This window comes from Myroides odoratimimus, from assembly GCF_001485415.1.
In the GTDB taxonomy this organism is placed as follows: domain Bacteria; phylum Bacteroidota; class Bacteroidia; order Flavobacteriales; family Flavobacteriaceae; genus Flavobacterium; species Flavobacterium odoratimimum.
The window spans coordinates 39,177-56,234 of record NZ_BCMQ01000023.1 but is presented as its reverse complement, the minus strand read 5'-3'; the positions used below and the strand labels follow the sequence as shown (position 1 = coordinate 56,234).

The 17,058-nt window shown below is 33.8% G+C and carries 27 protein-coding genes; 21 read left to right on the top strand and 6 right to left on the bottom strand.

Annotation, left to right across the window (positions count from 1 at the left end):
* Nucleotides 1–38: 38 nt before the first annotated feature.
* The gene (locus tag MODO_RS15615; RefSeq protein WP_006259233.1) at nt 39–749 is read right to left on the bottom strand and encodes a HEAT repeat domain-containing protein; all 711 of its coding nucleotides are present in this window, start codon (nt 747–749) and stop codon (nt 39–41) included.
* Between the two features lie 650 nt (nt 750–1,399).
* Nucleotides 1,400–2,107: a S24 family peptidase gene (locus MODO_RS15610; protein WP_059051338.1), complete on the bottom strand. Its 708-nt coding sequence runs from the start codon at nt 2,105–2,107 to the stop codon at nt 1,400–1,402.
* Nucleotides 2,108–2,205: 98 nt separating this feature from the next.
* Between MODO_RS15610 and MODO_RS15605 the strand changes: the two genes are divergently transcribed.
* The 20 genes from MODO_RS15605 to MODO_RS15515 all read left to right on the top strand — a co-directional run bounded on the left by MODO_RS15605 (nt 2,206) and on the right by MODO_RS15515 (nt 12,791).
* A complete protein-coding gene (locus MODO_RS15605) occupies nt 2,206–2,415 on the top strand; it encodes a hypothetical protein (protein ID WP_144964330.1) in 210 nt (69 codons plus the stop codon).
* Between the two features lie 13 nt (nt 2,416–2,428).
* Nucleotides 2,429–4,420: a transposase gene (locus MODO_RS15600; protein WP_059051333.1), complete on the top strand. Its 1,992-nt coding sequence runs from the start codon at nt 2,429–2,431 to the stop codon at nt 4,418–4,420.
* A 10-nt stretch (nt 4,421–4,430) separates the two neighbouring features.
* On the top strand, nt 4,431–5,285 hold the full coding sequence (locus MODO_RS15595) for an ATP-binding protein (protein ID WP_059051328.1): 855 nt from the start codon (nt 4,431–4,433) through the stop codon (nt 5,283–5,285).
* Nucleotides 5,260–5,904, top strand: a complete 645-nt coding sequence (locus MODO_RS15590; RefSeq protein ID WP_059051326.1) for a P-loop NTPase family protein — start codon at nt 5,260–5,262, stop codon at nt 5,902–5,904. The genes MODO_RS15595 and MODO_RS15590 overlap by 26 nt, the downstream gene beginning before the upstream one ends.
* Before the next feature lie 40 nt (nt 5,905–5,944).
* Complete coding sequence (locus tag MODO_RS15585; protein WP_059051324.1) at nt 5,945–6,280, top strand: hypothetical protein; 336 nt, start codon at nt 5,945–5,947, stop codon at nt 6,278–6,280.
* Nucleotides 6,280–6,420, top strand: coding sequence for a hypothetical protein (locus tag MODO_RS19285; RefSeq protein WP_155601576.1), 141 nt, complete (start codon nt 6,280–6,282; stop codon nt 6,418–6,420). The genes MODO_RS15585 and MODO_RS19285 overlap by 1 nt, the downstream gene beginning before the upstream one ends.
* Nucleotides 6,413–6,760: a hypothetical protein gene (locus tag MODO_RS19640; RefSeq protein WP_235811669.1), complete on the top strand. Its 348-nt coding sequence runs from the start codon at nt 6,413–6,415 to the stop codon at nt 6,758–6,760. Before MODO_RS19285 ends, MODO_RS19640 begins: the two co-directional genes overlap by 8 nt.
* 55 nt (nt 6,761–6,815) lie before the next feature.
* Complete coding sequence (locus tag MODO_RS15575) at nt 6,816–7,493, top strand: DUF3164 family protein (protein WP_059051323.1); 678 nt, start codon at nt 6,816–6,818, stop codon at nt 7,491–7,493.
* A gap of 235 nt (nt 7,494–7,728) precedes the next feature.
* The gene (locus tag MODO_RS15565) at nt 7,729–7,980 is read left to right on the top strand and encodes a hypothetical protein (RefSeq protein ID WP_059051319.1); all 252 of its coding nucleotides are present in this window, start codon (nt 7,729–7,731) and stop codon (nt 7,978–7,980) included.
* Nucleotides 7,952–8,395 carry a hypothetical protein gene (locus tag MODO_RS15560; protein ID WP_059051317.1) on the top strand — a complete coding sequence of 148 codons (444 nt, stop codon included), beginning with the start codon at nt 7,952–7,954 and terminating at the stop codon, nt 8,393–8,395. The genes MODO_RS15565 and MODO_RS15560 overlap by 29 nt, the downstream gene beginning before the upstream one ends.
* Nucleotides 8,396–8,455: 60 nt before the next feature.
* The gene (locus MODO_RS19280) at nt 8,456–8,647 is read left to right on the top strand and encodes a hypothetical protein (RefSeq protein ID WP_144964327.1); all 192 of its coding nucleotides are present in this window, start codon (nt 8,456–8,458) and stop codon (nt 8,645–8,647) included.
* A 76-nt stretch (nt 8,648–8,723) separates the two neighbouring features.
* Nucleotides 8,724–8,978 carry a hypothetical protein gene (locus MODO_RS15555; protein ID WP_059051314.1) on the top strand — a complete coding sequence of 85 codons (255 nt, stop codon included), beginning with the start codon at nt 8,724–8,726 and terminating at the stop codon, nt 8,976–8,978.
* On the top strand, nt 8,971–9,213 hold the full coding sequence (locus tag MODO_RS15550) for a hypothetical protein (RefSeq protein WP_059051312.1): 243 nt from the start codon (nt 8,971–8,973) through the stop codon (nt 9,211–9,213). Before MODO_RS15555 ends, MODO_RS15550 begins: the two co-directional genes overlap by 8 nt.
* Nucleotides 9,191–9,538: a hypothetical protein gene (locus MODO_RS15545; RefSeq protein ID WP_059051310.1), complete on the top strand. Its 348-nt coding sequence runs from the start codon at nt 9,191–9,193 to the stop codon at nt 9,536–9,538. Before MODO_RS15550 ends, MODO_RS15545 begins: the two co-directional genes overlap by 23 nt.
* On the top strand, nt 9,532–9,969 hold the full coding sequence (locus tag MODO_RS15540) for an LvrA C-terminal domain-related protein (protein WP_059051307.1): 438 nt from the start codon (nt 9,532–9,534) through the stop codon (nt 9,967–9,969). Before MODO_RS15545 ends, MODO_RS15540 begins: the two co-directional genes overlap by 7 nt.
* Before the next feature lie 64 nt (nt 9,970–10,033).
* The gene (locus MODO_RS15535; protein ID WP_059051305.1) at nt 10,034–10,624 is read left to right on the top strand and encodes a hypothetical protein; all 591 of its coding nucleotides are present in this window, start codon (nt 10,034–10,036) and stop codon (nt 10,622–10,624) included.
* Nucleotides 10,621–11,475 (top strand): hypothetical protein, encoded by an 855-nt coding sequence (locus MODO_RS15530; RefSeq protein WP_059051303.1) that lies wholly within the window; start codon nt 10,621–10,623, stop codon nt 11,473–11,475. Before MODO_RS15535 ends, MODO_RS15530 begins: the two co-directional genes overlap by 4 nt.
* 61 nt (nt 11,476–11,536) lie before the next feature.
* Nucleotides 11,537–11,779: a hypothetical protein gene (locus tag MODO_RS15525; RefSeq protein ID WP_069190347.1), complete on the top strand. Its 243-nt coding sequence runs from the start codon at nt 11,537–11,539 to the stop codon at nt 11,777–11,779.
* A gap of 89 nt (nt 11,780–11,868) precedes the next feature.
* On the top strand, nt 11,869–12,228 hold the full coding sequence (locus tag MODO_RS15520) for a hypothetical protein (RefSeq protein ID WP_059051299.1): 360 nt from the start codon (nt 11,869–11,871) through the stop codon (nt 12,226–12,228).
* 11 nt (nt 12,229–12,239) lie between these two features.
* On the top strand, nt 12,240–12,791 hold the full coding sequence (locus MODO_RS15515; RefSeq protein WP_059051297.1) for an aldo-keto reductase family protein: 552 nt from the start codon (nt 12,240–12,242) through the stop codon (nt 12,789–12,791).
* Between the two features lie 187 nt (nt 12,792–12,978).
* Here the strand turns inward: MODO_RS15515 and MODO_RS15510 are convergent, their stop codons facing one another.
* Together MODO_RS15510 and MODO_RS15505 are read right to left on the bottom strand one after the other, a co-directional pair.
* Complete coding sequence (locus MODO_RS15510) at nt 12,979–13,413, bottom strand: hypothetical protein (protein WP_059051294.1); 435 nt, start codon at nt 13,411–13,413, stop codon at nt 12,979–12,981.
* 23 nt (nt 13,414–13,436) lie between these two features.
* Nucleotides 13,437–13,964, bottom strand: a complete 528-nt coding sequence (locus MODO_RS15505) for a phage virion morphogenesis family protein (RefSeq protein ID WP_059051291.1) — start codon at nt 13,962–13,964, stop codon at nt 13,437–13,439.
* 20 nt (nt 13,965–13,984) lie between these two features.
* Between MODO_RS15505 and MODO_RS15500 the strand changes: the two genes are divergently transcribed.
* Nucleotides 13,985–14,224, top strand: a complete 240-nt coding sequence (locus tag MODO_RS15500; RefSeq protein ID WP_059051289.1) for a hypothetical protein — start codon at nt 13,985–13,987, stop codon at nt 14,222–14,224.
* Here the strand turns inward: MODO_RS15500 and MODO_RS15495 are convergent.
* Together MODO_RS15495 and MODO_RS15490 are read right to left on the bottom strand one after the other, a co-directional pair.
* The gene (locus tag MODO_RS15495) at nt 14,211–15,656 is read right to left on the bottom strand and encodes a phage head morphogenesis protein (RefSeq protein WP_059051286.1); all 1,446 of its coding nucleotides are present in this window, start codon (nt 15,654–15,656) and stop codon (nt 14,211–14,213) included. The two genes, MODO_RS15500 and MODO_RS15495, sit on opposite strands and share 14 nt — an antisense overlap.
* A gap of 155 nt (nt 15,657–15,811) precedes the next feature.
* Nucleotides 15,812–17,023 (bottom strand): phage portal protein family protein, encoded by a 1,212-nt coding sequence (locus MODO_RS15490; protein ID WP_059051285.1) that lies wholly within the window; start codon nt 17,021–17,023, stop codon nt 15,812–15,814.
* Between the last annotated feature and the right edge of the window lie 35 nt (nt 17,024–17,058).

Here is a 17,058-nt window from a genome sequence, read left to right as displayed (position 1 = left end):
CTCTAAAAATGGACACAACCCTTTAAATATCAATTGCTTTAGTTTTTTGTCGTGTACTTAGTTGTAGAAAGAATATTTACTAACAACTCTTTATTCTCAGTTTCATAATACAACTGTTCTAAAAATGACAAAGCGTCTATACCTCCAATTTTACCAAAGGCAATAACAATTTCATTTTGAATAAGTTGTTCTACATAACTAAACTCCTCTATAAACACAGATATAGCATCTCGATAAGCAAAGTCACCCAATGCTTCTACAATTGCTTTCTTTACCACTGTTGAATTAGTCTGTTTATACAACCTCAACAAATCAGCTGCGCTCTCTACTTGTTTAAAGAAAGCTATTTCATAGATCAAGAAGGCTTGATACTTATCATTCTTCGCTACATTCACCCATCTCATTAACAATGGCAAAGGTTTAGTAGATGCTCTTTTCACTAAAGAAGTATGAATACGAACTTCATCAAAAGCATTAAAATCACGATCAAAGTCATTCTCTAAAAACTTAAAAGAATCATGAGACGAAAACTTCATAAAAATGCTCTTTGCATGCTTTCTAATATGTGTATTCTCTGAGTACAATTTCTGAGCAATAGCAGTACCTGATACATTGTCTCCCAAATGCTCTAGCATTCTAAGAGAATGTACGCTCTTCTTATTTACCTTACTCTTTAAACGGTTCTCCCAATAGTTAGGTAAATCTAGAGCTTTAAGAATCTCGTTATAATTATTAGTGTTGTACTCCATTTCCTTTTTTGATTAGATTCACTAATAAGTCTGTTATACAAGCTTTCTCCCAATTCTTAAGCTCATTATTTTCTAAGCCTAAACTCTGTAGTACTATAGGGCATAGATAGAAATGTACATAGATATACGATATAAAAAAGGTCGTAAAGTTCAATAAAATCAAGGGTTTAGGATAAAAAAGGTCGGGATGGATAAAAAATAGAAAGGTACATTCTCTACCATTTGACTACCATTTATAAGGAAGTGTTTAAACGTTTGAATGGTACTACTACCATTAGGACTAAGTATAAAGGATAAAAAACGCCGTAATAGCTTTAAAATAGGCTATTACGGCATTTTTTTATGGTGTATAATGAGTTATTAAAGAATGTATGAATACCGTTTAAATGGCTTATAAAGGGTATTCATACTAATACTGTTCAAACCCTCTAAAGTGTCGTGTGAAATGCATTAGGTGTGCGTTTAGGTGTGCAAATAATGCTCTAAAAAGTATGAAAGGAACACTCAATTATACATACTTAATACACTTAAAGTGTATAAAAACAGTAAATGAATGGGGTGTAACTACATATATAAAGTAAATAAATGTAATAAAAAACACTGATATACAGTGAATTATATACTACAATCACGAAAACACCCCTCTTATACTAGTTATGAATACGTATATGTGCACGTACTAGCGCCATAGCTGCTATCTTATTTAAAGGAATATCCTTATCACTGTGATGTTGATTAACAGATACAAGCTTTATATAATCATCTCCTTTATCAGACTTTTGTATATACTTAATAGACTTCATTGTACTAGTACTATCAATATATATAGATAGAACATATATTTCTCCAAAGAATATAGTATCTATATCAATCTCTATCTTTTTAAATACAACAATATCCCCAGCTTTAAGTAATGGATACATGGAATCCCCTGAAGCATAAATAGCACCATCACATTGAGGAAGATCTGGAATACTTAAGAAATCAATTAAATATTCTGAATCTAATCCATTTTGAGGAATAAGTCCCATAGTAGCAGTGATGTTATATAAAGGTATTCTCTGCATTGGATGTATAGGATCAGATGTTTTTCGATTAGATGGTGTTGGTTCTGCTATTACATTATTATCCATCATTTGATTTTTTAACATAGCCCCCTTGCCAGTTAAAATCCATTCAGTATTGTATTGGGGATAATTTTCAACCAAACTCATAATCCATTTTGACTGAATATCACTATCTTTTGCTATTGCACGTGATAAGACTCCTTTACTAGCACCTATTTGCTGTTCTAGTTTAGTTATACTAATTCCTTGATTTTCAGCTATTTTTATAAAAGCATCTAAAATATTATACATCTTTGTTGAAAATTATCACCAATTGATTTGGTGTTGTTGAAAATTATCTTCTATATTTGTCCTATACGAAGGGACAAAAACTAAAAACAGGTAAATGTATGGAAAAAAATAAAAAGAGGAATGAATATAATCAAGTAGTTATTATACAGCTTAGTAAGAAGTATAGAATAACAGAGGATTATGTTAGACGCTGTTTAAGTGGTGGTCGTGATAACCTGACAGCTGATGCAATTAAAAAAGACTATAACAAAGCTGTAAAGGCTCTTAATGATGTTCAAAAAATAGTCTTAGATAGTATTATTAATTAATAACACAACGCTTATGTATGAATATCACAATAACATACTGAGTATCCCAGCACAACTTCTGTATGAAGATTGGATGTTAATGGCTTACAACACTTATCAAAGTTATGTTCGAAGAGGTAAGTTGATACGAACCAATGAAGGGAGAGGTAAAGGAAATAGAGCAATGGTGAGTTATTATGATTTACCACCTGATATTAAAAAAGTATGTATAGCTAAGCTGGGTGATCCAAAGGAGACAGTAGTAAGAAATAAGTTAATGGATTACATCGAACCTGATATTAATGCTGCTAAGTTCTTTGCTGAACACCGAAAGCCTGATGGGAAACCTCTCTCTGAAGAGGCGCAAATTGAAAAAACTACAAATGCTCTTATACTTAATGCAATTAAAGTTGTCCTTAGTGATACACGAGTAAGTAATCGAACCTTTGGAAGTAAGAAGACTAAAGTGTGGGAGAATATTAGTGAGGCTGTTAATGACTTGGTGAACGTTAATGTACGAGAAGGAAACAATAAACCTTTTGTGTATTCCTTACCAGGGAATCCAAGGCGGTTACAAGCAAAATATAAGGATTATCTAAAAGATGGGTACTCTACCTTCTTGCATAAAGGAGAAGGACAAAAGAATGCACAGATCATTAAGGATGAAATCGCAGACTATTTATTAGTAATGTATGCACAGCCTAATAAGATTAAGATACCTGAACTGTTAGAACGATATGAAGAGATGGCAATTTTAAAAGGTTGGGCAAGTCTTACAGATAGTGCAGTATATCGTTGGCTGATGGAACCCAAACAAGAGCGAATATGGATGCTTGGGAGACATGGAATTGAAGAATACAATAAGAAGTATAGTCATACTCTTAGTGTTGATAAAGAAGAGCTGTTTCCTAACTATTACTGGAGCATCGATGGTAGTAAACTTGACTGGATACACTTTTGGGAAGAGAGTGGAAACAAAATGGGAAGTAAACTGAAGGTTGATTTAGTAGTTGATGTTTATAGTGAAAAGATTATCGGCTGGAGTTTAGGATTTAGTGAAAATCACATTGAACACTTTAGAGCAGTAAAGATGGCAGTCAATGAGGCACAGTGTAGACCTTACTATTTAACCTACGATAACCAATCAGGACATATAGGAGCACGAATGCAAGGGCTTTATGATGAGTTAGTTGCTAAAACAGGAGGTTTTCACCATGCCCATAAAGCTAAGGTTAGTAAAGGTCCTGTAGAAAACATATTCAGAAGATTTCAAGACGAGGTTGTGAATCGATTTTGGTTTAGTGATGGACAAAGTATTAAGGTGCGAAGAGCAGACAACCGAATGAACCCCGACTTCATCAATGAGAATAGAGCTTTTCTAAAGACCACAGATGAATTAGTAGATGCATTTGGTGCAGTAGTGAATATGTGGAACAACAGAAAGCACCCACATTACAAAGAACTAAGTCGCAATGAAGTTTATCAACAAGAAATGCCACGAAAAGAGCCTTTAAGTATTATGGAGATTGTGGATAAAATGTGGATAGAAGAGGCTAAAAAACCTATTACCTATAAAGCACATGGATTAGGGATACAGTTGGGAGATCATAAGTATATCTATGAAGTGTATGATGCTGATGGAAATATTGACTTAGAGTTTAGACGAACTAATGTAGGTAAGAAGTTTATTGTGCGCTTTGATCCTGATTTTATGGATGGCTATATCCAGTTGTTTGAGAAGGATTATGAAGACAAAATAGTTTTTGTGGCTAATGCAGAACCAAAGAGAAAACATGGATTGCATGGATTTAGAAAAGCAGGTGATAACTATGACAATGACTTTGCTGTTCGAAAATTAGAAAAAGAGCGAGATATGAAGGCTTTAAATGATTTAAGAAATAGAACAGGTATTACACCTGAGACCTTAATTGAAGAGCAAGAATTTATATTAAAAATGGGTGGTGATGTGCCTAAAGCTAGACGTGCATACGCAGAGGCACATGAAAGTTTGTTAAACCAATTATAACTATAGTACAATGGATAGATTACAAAAAGAGAAGATAGTAGAACAGTTGAAAGTCATGTCAGCTAAGAGTTCTCAAAATAAATTAGCTGTTAAGGCTGGAGTAAGTGCAGGAACATTAAGTCAAATGATAAACCTTAAATGGGATTTGATTAAAGATGAAATGTGGAATAAGGTTCGAATGAATTTAGGGATCACCTTTGGATGGCAAACAGCAGAAACAACTAATTATCTGCAATTAAAAAACCTTTTAAACAGTGTTCAAACACGTTCTATTAGTGTGTGTATCAGTCATGATGCTGGAGCAGGAAAGACACATACTTATAAAGAATACACTAAACAGAATCGAAATGTCATATTCGTAGAGTGTAACAACTACTGGACAAAGAAAATATATATGCGTGAGTTAGTACGTGCATGTGGATTAGAGACTGGAGGAACTATTGAAACTTTAATATTTAGATTTATAGATCACATCAAAGGTTTAAACAAACCACTCGTGATTATAGATCAAATAGACAAGTTAAAAGACCCATCACTTGATTTGTTTATGGACTTCTACAACGCATTAGATGGACACTGTGGATTTGTTATATCAGGTGTACCTGCACTGAAGAAAAGAATTGAGCGAGGTTGTGTGTTAGATAAGATAGGTTATAAAGAATTGCGAAGTAGAATAGGTAGGAGTTATTTAAAACTATCTCCTATTACTGTTGAAGATGTAACTGCTATCTGTTATGCAAATGGTATCACAGATGAAGAGCAAGCTTTTGGTATATACAATAACTGTGAAGGTGATTTGAGACGAGTTAAAAGGGATATTGATAAACACTTTATGATTAATGAAGAAAGTCAAGCGTGCATATAACTATGAAGATATATCTCGTAAGAAGTTTGAAAGTATCACAATTCACGAAGACTGGGAAGCACACCTTGGCAGTCCTCAACTTGGTAACTCACAATGGATAGTATATGGAGACTCAGGACACGGAAAGACCTCCTATCTCCTACAACTTGTAAAGATGTTATGTGTATTCTATCGCGTGCATTACAACACTTTAGAAGAGGGAATGAAAAAGTCTTTTAAAATGGCTTTAGAACGATCTAATATCAAATCAGTTAAGAGTCAATTTATATTTAGTCAAGAGACCTTAGAAGAATTGACAGCAAGACTTGATAGACCAAGACAACCAAGAATTGTGATTATAGATAGTGTGCAGTACTTCTTTCGAGGTTGTAAAGTACAAGATTACTTCAACTTCATTAGTAAGTTTCCTAATACCACTTTTATATGGGTATCAGGTATAAAGGGAAATCTTCCTGCTGGTGCAGTAGCTGAAGCTATCTATTATGATTGTGATATCCGAGTCAAGGTTGAAAACTTCGAAGCGGTTATGGAAAAAAATAGATTTGAAGCTTACGGTTCTCATGTTATTTGGGAAGAGGGCTATGAGAGGAATCAGATGAAGTTATTATCAAAAGGGTAAGCACGGATTGCAAATCCGCGCTAGCAAAAACAGATAAGTTATGAGAAAGACAATTATAGAATTATTGGAGGTAACGCCTACTTATTATGATGAAATAGTGTTACACAGCTTTGTGGATTGGTGTATGGGGTTTAATACGACAGCATATTCACTACAGCAGGCATTGATAAGCAAACCTATACAGAGGTACTTTAAAGCTACTTATACTGCTTTAGAAGAACAATTCATTAAAGAGGTACAAGGATATAAAGGATTAGATGCATCTGCTAAGAATGAGTTCTATGCGACTATCACTAATCAGATATTTAGAAGTTATCCAGGGGCTTTAATCCCTAAACATAAAAAGAGTAAACAACCAATACTAAATCAGAACTAATGACAAAACAACAATTGAAAAATAAGATAAGTGAGCTTGATTATTGGCTAACTAATAATGCACAGCATCCTAATTATGGTGTGGTGCTTAGAGATAAAAAGGACTTAGAACAACGCTTAATACAAGAGGAATATGAGTAGTGTTAATCTAAAATATACACCAACTAACAAGCTGGTTATAGACTACGAGCAAAAGCGAACTTGGTTAGCTAGTAATACTGATTCTTCTGATTTTGAACAAGAATATGAGTCTTGGAAAGCAATTGAATGGGAATTGAACAGTAGAAATACAGACAGACATAGTCGATTAGCTGTCCTACATACTTGTTTAGAGCAGACCAATGGGACAGGTTACTTCACTGTAGGGGAACGTATCTGTATCAATCAAGAGCGAGGGTACTTGTTTAGTATTGGTGGTTCTGAGGAATTAAGGGAGTATAAGGTACCTGAGAGTATAGAGAAGAAAATTAAGGGATTGTAAAGTCACGGATTGCAAATCCGCGACAGCGAGAGATTAAACAATTAAAATAAGAGATATGGAGAATACAGCACAAACAATTGATTTAGGACAGTTAACGTCTGCTCAAATTAAAGACTTACAACAACAGATTGAAGCAAAAAGAAAAGAAGATACTGAAAGAGAAAAACGAAATAAAGCAGCTTTAGTTGATTTGACAGAGGATGTTGTGGATAAACACATTGATAACTTCGTAGGACTGCAGGGGGATTTGAATCGATCTATTCTCAATTTATTTGATGATGCGAAAGCTATCATCGATGCACGTGCCGAGGTCTATGGCAATAAGAAGCGAGATCAAGAGAGTCATACTCTTACCAAACGAGATGGAACTGCAAGTATCAAAATGGGTTGGAATATCAAACCTACATTTGATGGGACAGAGTCTGAGGGAATTGCTAAGATTAAAGAGTATATGAGCAGTCTTGCTGGAGATGAGCAGAATGAGAAAATAATGATGGAGTTTTTAAACACCTTCTTGAAAACAGATGCTCAGGGTAACTATAATCCTCAATTAGTTAGAAAGCTAAATGAGAAGCGTGAGGTTGCGAATAGCAAGCTGTTTGACGATGGAATGGATATCATAGAGGCTTCTATTGTTGATATCAGAACATCAATGTTCGCTAAGGGATATAAGTTGGTGGAGGTTGAGCCAGGAGTTGAGAAAAGAATGGAGTTTTATTTTTCACTTAGATAGTTATGATAGATAGTTTAAATGCTTTGCAGAGTTATTTGGATACTCTTGACAGTAAAGGGTTTTATTACACCTTAATTATAACTAACTCACTTTTTTTAAGGGTTGTGGTATTTAATAATAGTAGAATGAAAGAAAAAGACATAGTCTTTTTTATAGATATAGCTTATACAGAGACTGGGATATCTAAAGCACTTGAACAGGTTGAGAATTATGTTGAATCAAGAGTTAACTGGTTATGAGTAAGCAAAAAATAGCAAAGGTTATTACAAGTTGTAATGACTGCGATCATAAAAAGTCATTAATAGAACGAGGAGGAAACACATACTTTGCTCTTGTTTGTGCTTTTTCTGAAAGTCAAGGAGACTCAAGCACGTTAGAGCCTTTTTTACTTAATTATAGTTATGGTGACCCAGACCACTATGAAAACAAAATACCTAATAATTGTCCATTAGAAGATTATGACAGCAACGAAACAACAGAAGTTTAGGATTCGTAAGAATTGTGGCTTTAATGAGGGAATTAAAGAGGAGTTTGTACAATGGGCAACTGAAGACAATAGTAAGACGAGTCTGAATGATTTGAGTTATGAGCAAGCTGAGAGGATATTGAATGCTCAGGAAGGGAACAGGGAACAGAAAACGAGGAACAGGAAAAAGTATATTGATGAATGGGAAGTATTTGATAGTAAGAATAAGCAACATAGTACGATTTTATCCTTGCTTTGGCAATTGAAACTTGTGCATGAGGTTAATGGGCGTGATGTGGCTGATATGACACGGTTTGCATTGTGGTTAAAGAGTAGTCGAAGTCCTGTTCAAAAACCTTTAAAGAAAATGACTAAGATGGAAGTTAGTCGAATAATTGGAGCATTACAGAAAATGACACAGAAAAGATGGGATTGATTATGGAGGTGTTGTTCTTTTTAGGTTGTGTATGTGGAGCTTTAGTTATAGGCTTTATCATTGGGATGTTTTTTACAGGGTGGTTATTGGGTGATGATGAGTGATAGTAAGGTGAACAGTGAACAGTTTACGGTTGACTGTAAGCATCTGAAGAAGCATAGTGAAGTACAGGAAGTATATTGTACTGTAGTTCATTTAGACGTTGTGTGTGACTGTTGTGGTCAAGTGGTTGATAAGGTAATAGATGTCTGAACCAAGATTTTTAGGATTAAAGGATTATAAGATTTTTGTGTAAAGCTTCCCACTTGGATTAGAAGTGGTAAAATAGATGGATAAAACAATTAAGAATACAGCAATAGATTTACGAAGATGTAGTAAACGTGAGAGAGGGATTTTAAAAGTATTGACTGAATCAAAAATAAAGAAGAAAAAGTCAATCAAGTATCCTTATCTATTCAAAGGCGAATTTGCTGTCTATAATCAAATGGATGATAACCATATTAGTAAATATCATCTTGTAGATTTTGAAGAATTTTTAAGTATTCACTTTGGTATAACTTTTAAATATGAGTACCATGACTAAAGTAAAAAGATTATATGTAAGTGTAACTTATGAGGTTGATTTAGAAGATATCGAAATACCTGATGATATCTTAGAAGAGTTAAATGAAGCTGTGGATAATGGCGATGATGTAACAATGCAAAATTATCCTGAATCATTTGAATGGTTAGTATCTAATATCAAGCAAGATGATAGTTTTAGAGATGAGTATGATATTCAAGATTTGTTAGAGTATGGAAGTAAAACTGAATATTAGTACAGATACTCTGTTTGCTTTAGGTAAATGGTTTACTCAGGTAAATCAGATAAAAGGTTCTAAGGGGTTAAGTAAGGTATGGCTGTCTATTGGGTTAGAGTTGTCTGATCGGTTTGAAAAGAAGTGTCGGACACTTGAACGACAGACTTCAATGTTTGACTCTAAAAAGAAGTACAGTATTAAGCTTAAGTATTATGAGGGTTGGGCGTTGTTTGAGTTATTGGGTGTCATTATCCCTTATATACAAGAACACAATCCACTACACTACTCTTTACTGAGTAAACTTAGAGATGAGATTCACCAAAAAATAGAATATGTATGCTGACAATATACAAGGTAAAAGGAATGGATATCGGACTTGAATTTGTGTTTAAATACGATTTGAACGGTATTTTAGTAGCCTTTGAAAAGAATCAACTATTGAATGAAGCACAGGTAAGATGGCTTTATAGTGATCGGTTTCCTGAGACTGAGGATGTTCTTAAACGATTATGGATACAAGACCTTAAGATGCGTAAGAAGTTTAAAGTGGATAAAGCTCCAGCTGATTTAAGTTTTGATGCTCTATGGGGATTATATGGCTATAAAGTAGCTAAACAGGATGCAGAGAAGGCATTTAATAAGTTAAGTGAATTGGATATTCTAAAATGCTTTCAAGGGCTTAAAGGTTATGAGGATTACCTTGCTGTAAAGAAAGTCGGTAAGGCACACCTTAGCCGCTATATTAATGGTAGATATTTTGAAAATGAGTATTAATAAAAAGAGTTAACTGCTTAAGTGGTTAGCTCTTTTTTTTGTTTTTGTATCTTTGAAATAAAAAATGACAGAAAAAGATTTTAGACAATTAAGTAAAAAAGATCAAGATATATTTGTTAAAAAAATTGTCAATAAGATATTAGTTCTTGCACCCACAGACAATCATTTTGCAATTGGATCTTTATTTGAAGATTTCCAAGCAGAATCCGAATATTTAGCTTGTTTAGATGAAACTAAACAAATGCTTATATCTTTAAATTTTATTGAGAAGCATCCTATTTATAATGTAAGGTATAGACTTACTGAAAAAGGGCTGAATGCTAAGAAAGTGGGAGGATTATTTGAGTATGAAAAAAGTGAATTAAAAAAAGAAAAAGAATTACTTAAAGAAAAAAAACGTAAAAAATTGCTTGATTATTTAGGTATTGGAGGTGGTATTATAGGGATAATTGGAGGTATTATAGGTGCAATTGCAGGTATAATTGCTCTATTAAATAATAATTCAAAGGAGATAGAAGAGTTAAATAAAAAGATTAATTCAATAGAAAATACTATTCAATTAAATAATGAACATTATATTGAGCAACAAAAAGAGTATGTTAAGCAAATAGATAGCCTTTATACAGAGATAAAAAAACTAAAACAAAATAAATGAAAAGAATAATTACACTTTTAGTGTTGTTGGTTAGTGTTGTCACTAATGCACAACAGTTCAGAATTAATGAGAAACAAAAGAAAGAGGTTGTTAAGTTAGATAGCTCATCTCTTACTTATATCATGTTAATTGAAGGGGTTTTGAACAGTAATAATAAGTTACTTGATAAGAAGGATACTTCTATTTCTGATCCTTCAATAGGGATGCTTAATAACACCATAAGTAAACTTAAGGATAAGGATAAAAAGAAGTTCGAGAGCCTTGTGTGTGAGTCTTGTTATGAGGATGAATGGAAGCAACAACAGGATACCAAAAAAAGGATATTGGATGCAAAGGAATTAGAGATAAATGATATACCTAACATCGAATATATTAGGTATATACGCAATCTTACTAAAGAAGATACTGAAAAAGTAGTCAGAGAGATTTTATCTACTGTTAGAGGAGACTATGATGTAGTAACTACATCAGGTAAGGATTCTAATTTATTAGAATATTGGATTCTTACAAAAGAACAGATAGCACAAGTGAGAAGTGGTGAAAAAGAAATATTCCTTGATTTTGAAAAAGATTTATGGAAAATTAAATTTGAAAGACGTTTTGAAGGTGAGAACAAAGCTTTAGAAATTAAGGGAAAAGAAACGTATTCTTTTAGTACAGTTACTTTTAATTACTTAGACTTGTTTCCATATTGGAAAAAAAGATTTGTTCTTAATGCTACACCAGAAGAAGTTCTAAAAGATTATAATGCACAAGAGTTTAGAGTGAAAAATAAGTCAATTCATTGGTTGTATAAGTTTAAACCTAATCCAACAAATGAAAAAATATGGACTTTAAATATGTTTTATTAGTAAAAAAGCTACTCAATGAGTAGCTTTTTTTTATGGTACAAAATGTGTTATTTTTGTTACTATGAATAATGTTACTCCACAACAGATCGGAATGCGATTAAATAAGTTAAGAAGGTATAAACTTATCTTAGACTTATATAATCAACATAAGACTGAGGATATCCCCTTGGTTGTGGTTTGGCGTAAGTATATCTATCCAGTTTATCCTATTAGTCGTTCGACGTTGTATGAGATACTGGGGACTGCTGTGGTTAAGGAACTGGCTAAGGTAGAGGCTGAGAAAGGGCAGCTTACACTGTTCTAACGAACAGTGTAATTAAGAATTATAAATTAGGAATTAAGAATGGGTGCCTACGGCATTGGGGTTTAAGTAACTATGAATGATTATAAACTATGAATGATTATAAGTATATTTTAGAATTTAAAGATATTCCATTTTCAAGAAACATCTCATCTGATGATGTAATCAAAATAAAAGATAAGTTGAAAAACTTTTTTTCAGAATGGAAAAGCCTAGAAACAGAACCTATTATATTTGATGAGAATACACTACGATTTAACCTTTTTCAAGCAAATATAGGTAGAATGGATCAATTAGATGGATATACTATTGTTATACCTCAGATAGGAATAACAAATGAAGATGGTAATATTGGTCAATATAGACCATATGAGGGCTTTACAAAAGATGATATGATTAAAGCAATTGAAGAACAACACGATTATTGGAAAAGAAGAGGTGTGAAATATTAACTTAAGATGCAATGGATAAAGATTATTTAGATGTGATTAATAGATTAGATGATATAAAACTATGTGTTATTGGACAAGATCCTTATCCAAAAGACCCTGTAGGAATTCCATTCTGTAAGGAAAGTTTTGAAAATGGTATTTACGTAAAGAGCTTTTCTGCTATAAAAATTCTTGATTCATTAGGCTATACAGAAGATAAGATACAGAAAATAAAACAAAGTAAACATTGGATAAAAGGACAAGAGTTTTTTATTTGGTTAGCAAAAGAACAAGGTATCGTATTTTTAAATTTATCTTATGATGAAGAGAAGTTGAAAAATAAAATACGAATTAAAGAATGGAGTAGTATAGTAAATTCGTATGTTAGTATTAATAAGCCAATTTTATTAAAATCAAAGAATAAAGTATTATTAGGTACTACAAATGAGAAGCTTTTCAAAAAAGAATACAACATAGATATAGATGTAATTTATCATCCAGCAGCTAGGGCTAAAACGAGATCTTTACCTGGTTATAAAAGTGTTTATACAACTGATGCATTAGCTATAAAATATAGTTTGTAAAATATTTAATGAGATTCATCCTGTCGTCAGAATGACAAACTGGGTGGATAAACTAAGAGAGGGACATGGATGTCCCTCTCTTTTTTTTTGGAATGCAGTGATTCTGTATGAGTAATGTTTATGGGAATGTATTGTGTGACACGCAAAATATTGCGTCTCTACACACACAAGATGACATGCTGGGTGATTATACGTTGTGGAGGCCGATGGTGTAGATTATTTCGTATTGTTTGATGCCATCGTCTCTTTGGACTTTTCTTAATTGTTTACGGATAAGCTTGCCGTGTTGTGGGTGTGGTTTAAAGCCTTGTAAGGCTTTGTGTAGTTGTTCTGTCCACTTCGTTACTTCCCAGCTTTGTTCTTGCTGTATTTTGCTTGTACGTGCGCTGTTTGGGGTTAATCTTAGGTGAGCTACTTTGAAGACTATGTTTATTTCGCCTTCTTGTTCAAGTTTGCCTATGTTGCTGAATTGTCCGTTGACAATATCGAAAATACAACAAGGCCATTGCACAGGGCAATCTTTTCCGTAGTAGTCTAATTGTCCCCAGTCTTCGGAGATGTATTTGAATAGACCTTCCTGGTCTATTTTAGTTTGTATGGGTTGGAATATTTCTTGGATCATTTTTATTGGTTTACAGTTTACGGTTAACGGTTTGTGCCGAATTGTTGGTTAAGGTATTGTTCAAGCTCTTCTTTGCTGTCTTCGAATATTTCTTGAATAGCGTTGTTTACTTGTGGGTGGTCTCCTATGAATTGTCTTTTAGGAATCACAAGTTCACTGCCTACTTTTTTTAAAGCAAGTGCTTTCCATCCGATCTGTTCTTGTGTTAATGAGTTGCCTTCTTTCTCAGCTTCTTTACCTCCACTCTTATAAAACATAGCCCAAAAGTATTTCTTCATTTTAGGTGTAATTCTAATTTTGCCCCCACTGTTATGAATGGATGCATAGGGTAATGAACTTGACCAGGTGATACTGTCTTCAGTTGTTTCTGATTGGATAGATTTACGCAGTGCTCCTGTGCGAGCTAATAGAGAACCAATGGAACGTGGTGTTCTTGTTTCTTTCCACTTCTCTGTAAAGAAGGCTTTACGTTCAAAATTTTGGTCAAACTCATCATCTAGTTCAAGGCGTATGTTTTTGATTAGTTTTTGTATAATATTATTATCATTCATTTTATTTGTATATTTGTGTTATGGAAACAATATTTGAACATAATCCAACAAAGTCTGAGTTAAAGCAACTATTAGGCATTACTTCTAAAGAAATTTATTTAGAAGAGTTGGCGTATGCTCCAAAAGGAGAAAACCTTTTGTTTATTGGTCTTCTTTATGAACTTCGACAAGATGAAGTAAAATTCAAGCACTATGTCAATCAAGTGCCTGAACTTTATCAGCAATGGCAATGGGGATTAGACTTTGTTATTTCTCAGTAAAGAACTCTCTAATTTTAGTACTTAAGTCGCCATAATTCTTCATTAGGTGTGGTTCAAAGTATTCTAACGCTTCTTTTTCGGTTAGGTTGCTATCCACAATTCTTTTTCTAAATTCAGTTATCCAACTACTATATCCGTATCCTTTATCTAATATATCTGCTTGATTAGAGGCTGTACCTCCCAATCGCTTCATAAAGTCAGGATATGTGTGTCTTGCTACAAACTGATTAATAGTCTCCATACTCTTCACTTGAAAAGAACTTAACTTTAAAGGCTTTGTTTTTGTCTTCGCGTGTAATATCTCGTGCCATAAACTCTCTAAAGAGTATTCTTGGTTAAATGTTAACTTCTCACCTTTTTTAATAGCTGCAAAGGCTCCTTTTATTTCATCCAATGGATTGAAGTTGCCAAATGAGTGACTACTAATCGAAATAGTAGAACCTCCTTTCCATTCGCCAGTAGCAGGGCTATAAGACATACTATGTTGCATCAAGTAGCTTTTAGACTTAGCTATTTTTACACTTTCTAAACCGTTTCTAAAATCATCACCAAACTGTTCTGCATACTTTGTAATGATATCTTTTACTTCATTGTTTGTAGGAATATCCTTCTTGATCAATGTGTTTAAATCTAAAGCTTCAAAACTTTCTTTTGCTGTAGTCTCTTTAATTGTTTGCTTGATAATGTTAGCATCTTGTACTTTAGAGTATGGATGGTTTGGGGGAAAAACGACTTGTTGCATACCAGGATTAAATCTGAATAGCTCTAAGCTATTAAATCCATCTTTACCATACTTGGTAGTAGCTGTTTTACCTGCTTCAATAGCTGCTACTGAATCGCTTTCTTCATATTTGCCTTTACGCACTTCTATGGTTGTGCAACGACAGTTCCACCCATTGGGTGGGTAATACTCTAACCAAAAAGGATCACTCTTAGGTAGTGTTGTTCTATCAAGTACACGGTGTTCATCCCTTACCTTATCATCTCGCATCGTACGATATTGCAATATTGCGTCATCGTCTAACTCTGACCATTTACCTGCCATAATGGAAGAGTTTACTGCGAAGTTATATTCTGTTTCTAAATATGTTTCATTATAGTCTGTAGTAAGCTTCTTAAAATCTTGTTGAAACTTGCTGAATGGTTTTACTTTTCCTTCTTCATCCAATAGCATTCTTGATGCTTCGAATAGTTGTACATGCGTTTTGAGTGCACTGAATATAAATACATCTTGTTCTAATGCCTGTTGCATTCCCTTTTTGATTACATTGTCTAATACAGGTTGCTTTAAGATCGTAGCAGTTTGTTTGATTACTTGCTTGTATTCTTCTGTTTTGAATAGGTCTTGAACTTTGTAACTTCCTGTACTGTGTAATGTTTTGAATGCAGTTAAAACACTGTTTAAAAGGTCTTCAAATGGGGTGAATTGCAATTCACCCTTACGGGTTTGGTTTATATGTTGGGCGAATTGTGATGGGGTGTTATGATCGAATTGCAATTCGCCCCTACAGCGGTCACAAGTGCATTTATACATATTATGAATGCTATTGTGTAATGCTCCAAAGTATGCCAGCTCTTTAGAGCGATTTAAAAAAAATCATCCTTATTAAAGCCTAAACTAAGGGATTGGTCTTGTTCGAATATATTTGCCTTTTTACCTGTAATGTTTAACCCAAACTTTCTATTCATCCATTCGATATCAAAATCATAGTACTGGAGTGAATCTTTAGTCATTTGCCATAAATCACTGATATCTTCTGTTACTTCGAACTTTAAGAAAATATCTTGAGGTAAGATACCAAGCTTTTGTAAGGCTGGTATGACTGCTGTATTCCAAGCTTCTTCTAATAGTGATAAATCACTATTAATTAACTGTTGTAGCATGTTCTGTGCAGATTCGTCTTTAGAACGCGATCCGTTGACAGTATCTTGACCAATGATAGCACCACTTGATACCATAGATATCTCAGAATTACATAACTGGATTAGACGTTGATATACGTCTCCTGACGTAGATACGCCTTGTCCCCATTGGAACTCTTCAGTAGTGTCTATAATAAACCAAGCAGCAGAACCTACATCACGCATCATTTGCTCTGAACGATTCAACATTGCAGGATCGTGGGTGTTTGTTTTCATAACCCTTGGAGGAATACCAAATATCTCACACAGTTCTGACCAACACGATTGAGCGAATTTCTTCATGAGCACATGAGGGACAGTGTTGTTTAAGATACCTAAGTCCCCTTCATCTCCAAACTCCAGTAAGGTGGTACCATATTCGTCTGCCTTTCTGTAATCTATGTATGTTGTTTGGTCAGTATAGTCAAAGTACACCTTTCCCTGTACTGTATCTACATTCTCACGAGGGATTAGGCTCGTTTTTATGGTATCTCCTTCTTTGATAATTTCCACTAAAGAATGTCCAAACCAAATAGACTCTAAGATGAATTTGCATAAGTCATTTACCCAACGCTTGTTTTGTAGATCATTGGTAATTGTATCGTTTGTATTACCATTTTCGTCTTGGAACATAAATGGTGTACTCAATGCTTTTAGTAGTCTGTTTTTCATTTGTGACATTAGTAATGCATCCAGTAATATGTCTTTATACAATAGCTGTATAGGTGCCATATTACGAGATTCTACATTGCGTGCCATACCTAAAGCTCTTCTCCAGTTCTGTATGTCTTGACGTGTCATGTACTGTGATTTTTCGATGATGCGTGCTGAGACATGTGGATTGATGAATGCCTTTTTTTGTTGTGGTTGATTTTTATATTGTTTTCTTCTTGCCATGATTATTAGTTTACGGTTAACGGTTTACAGTTAAC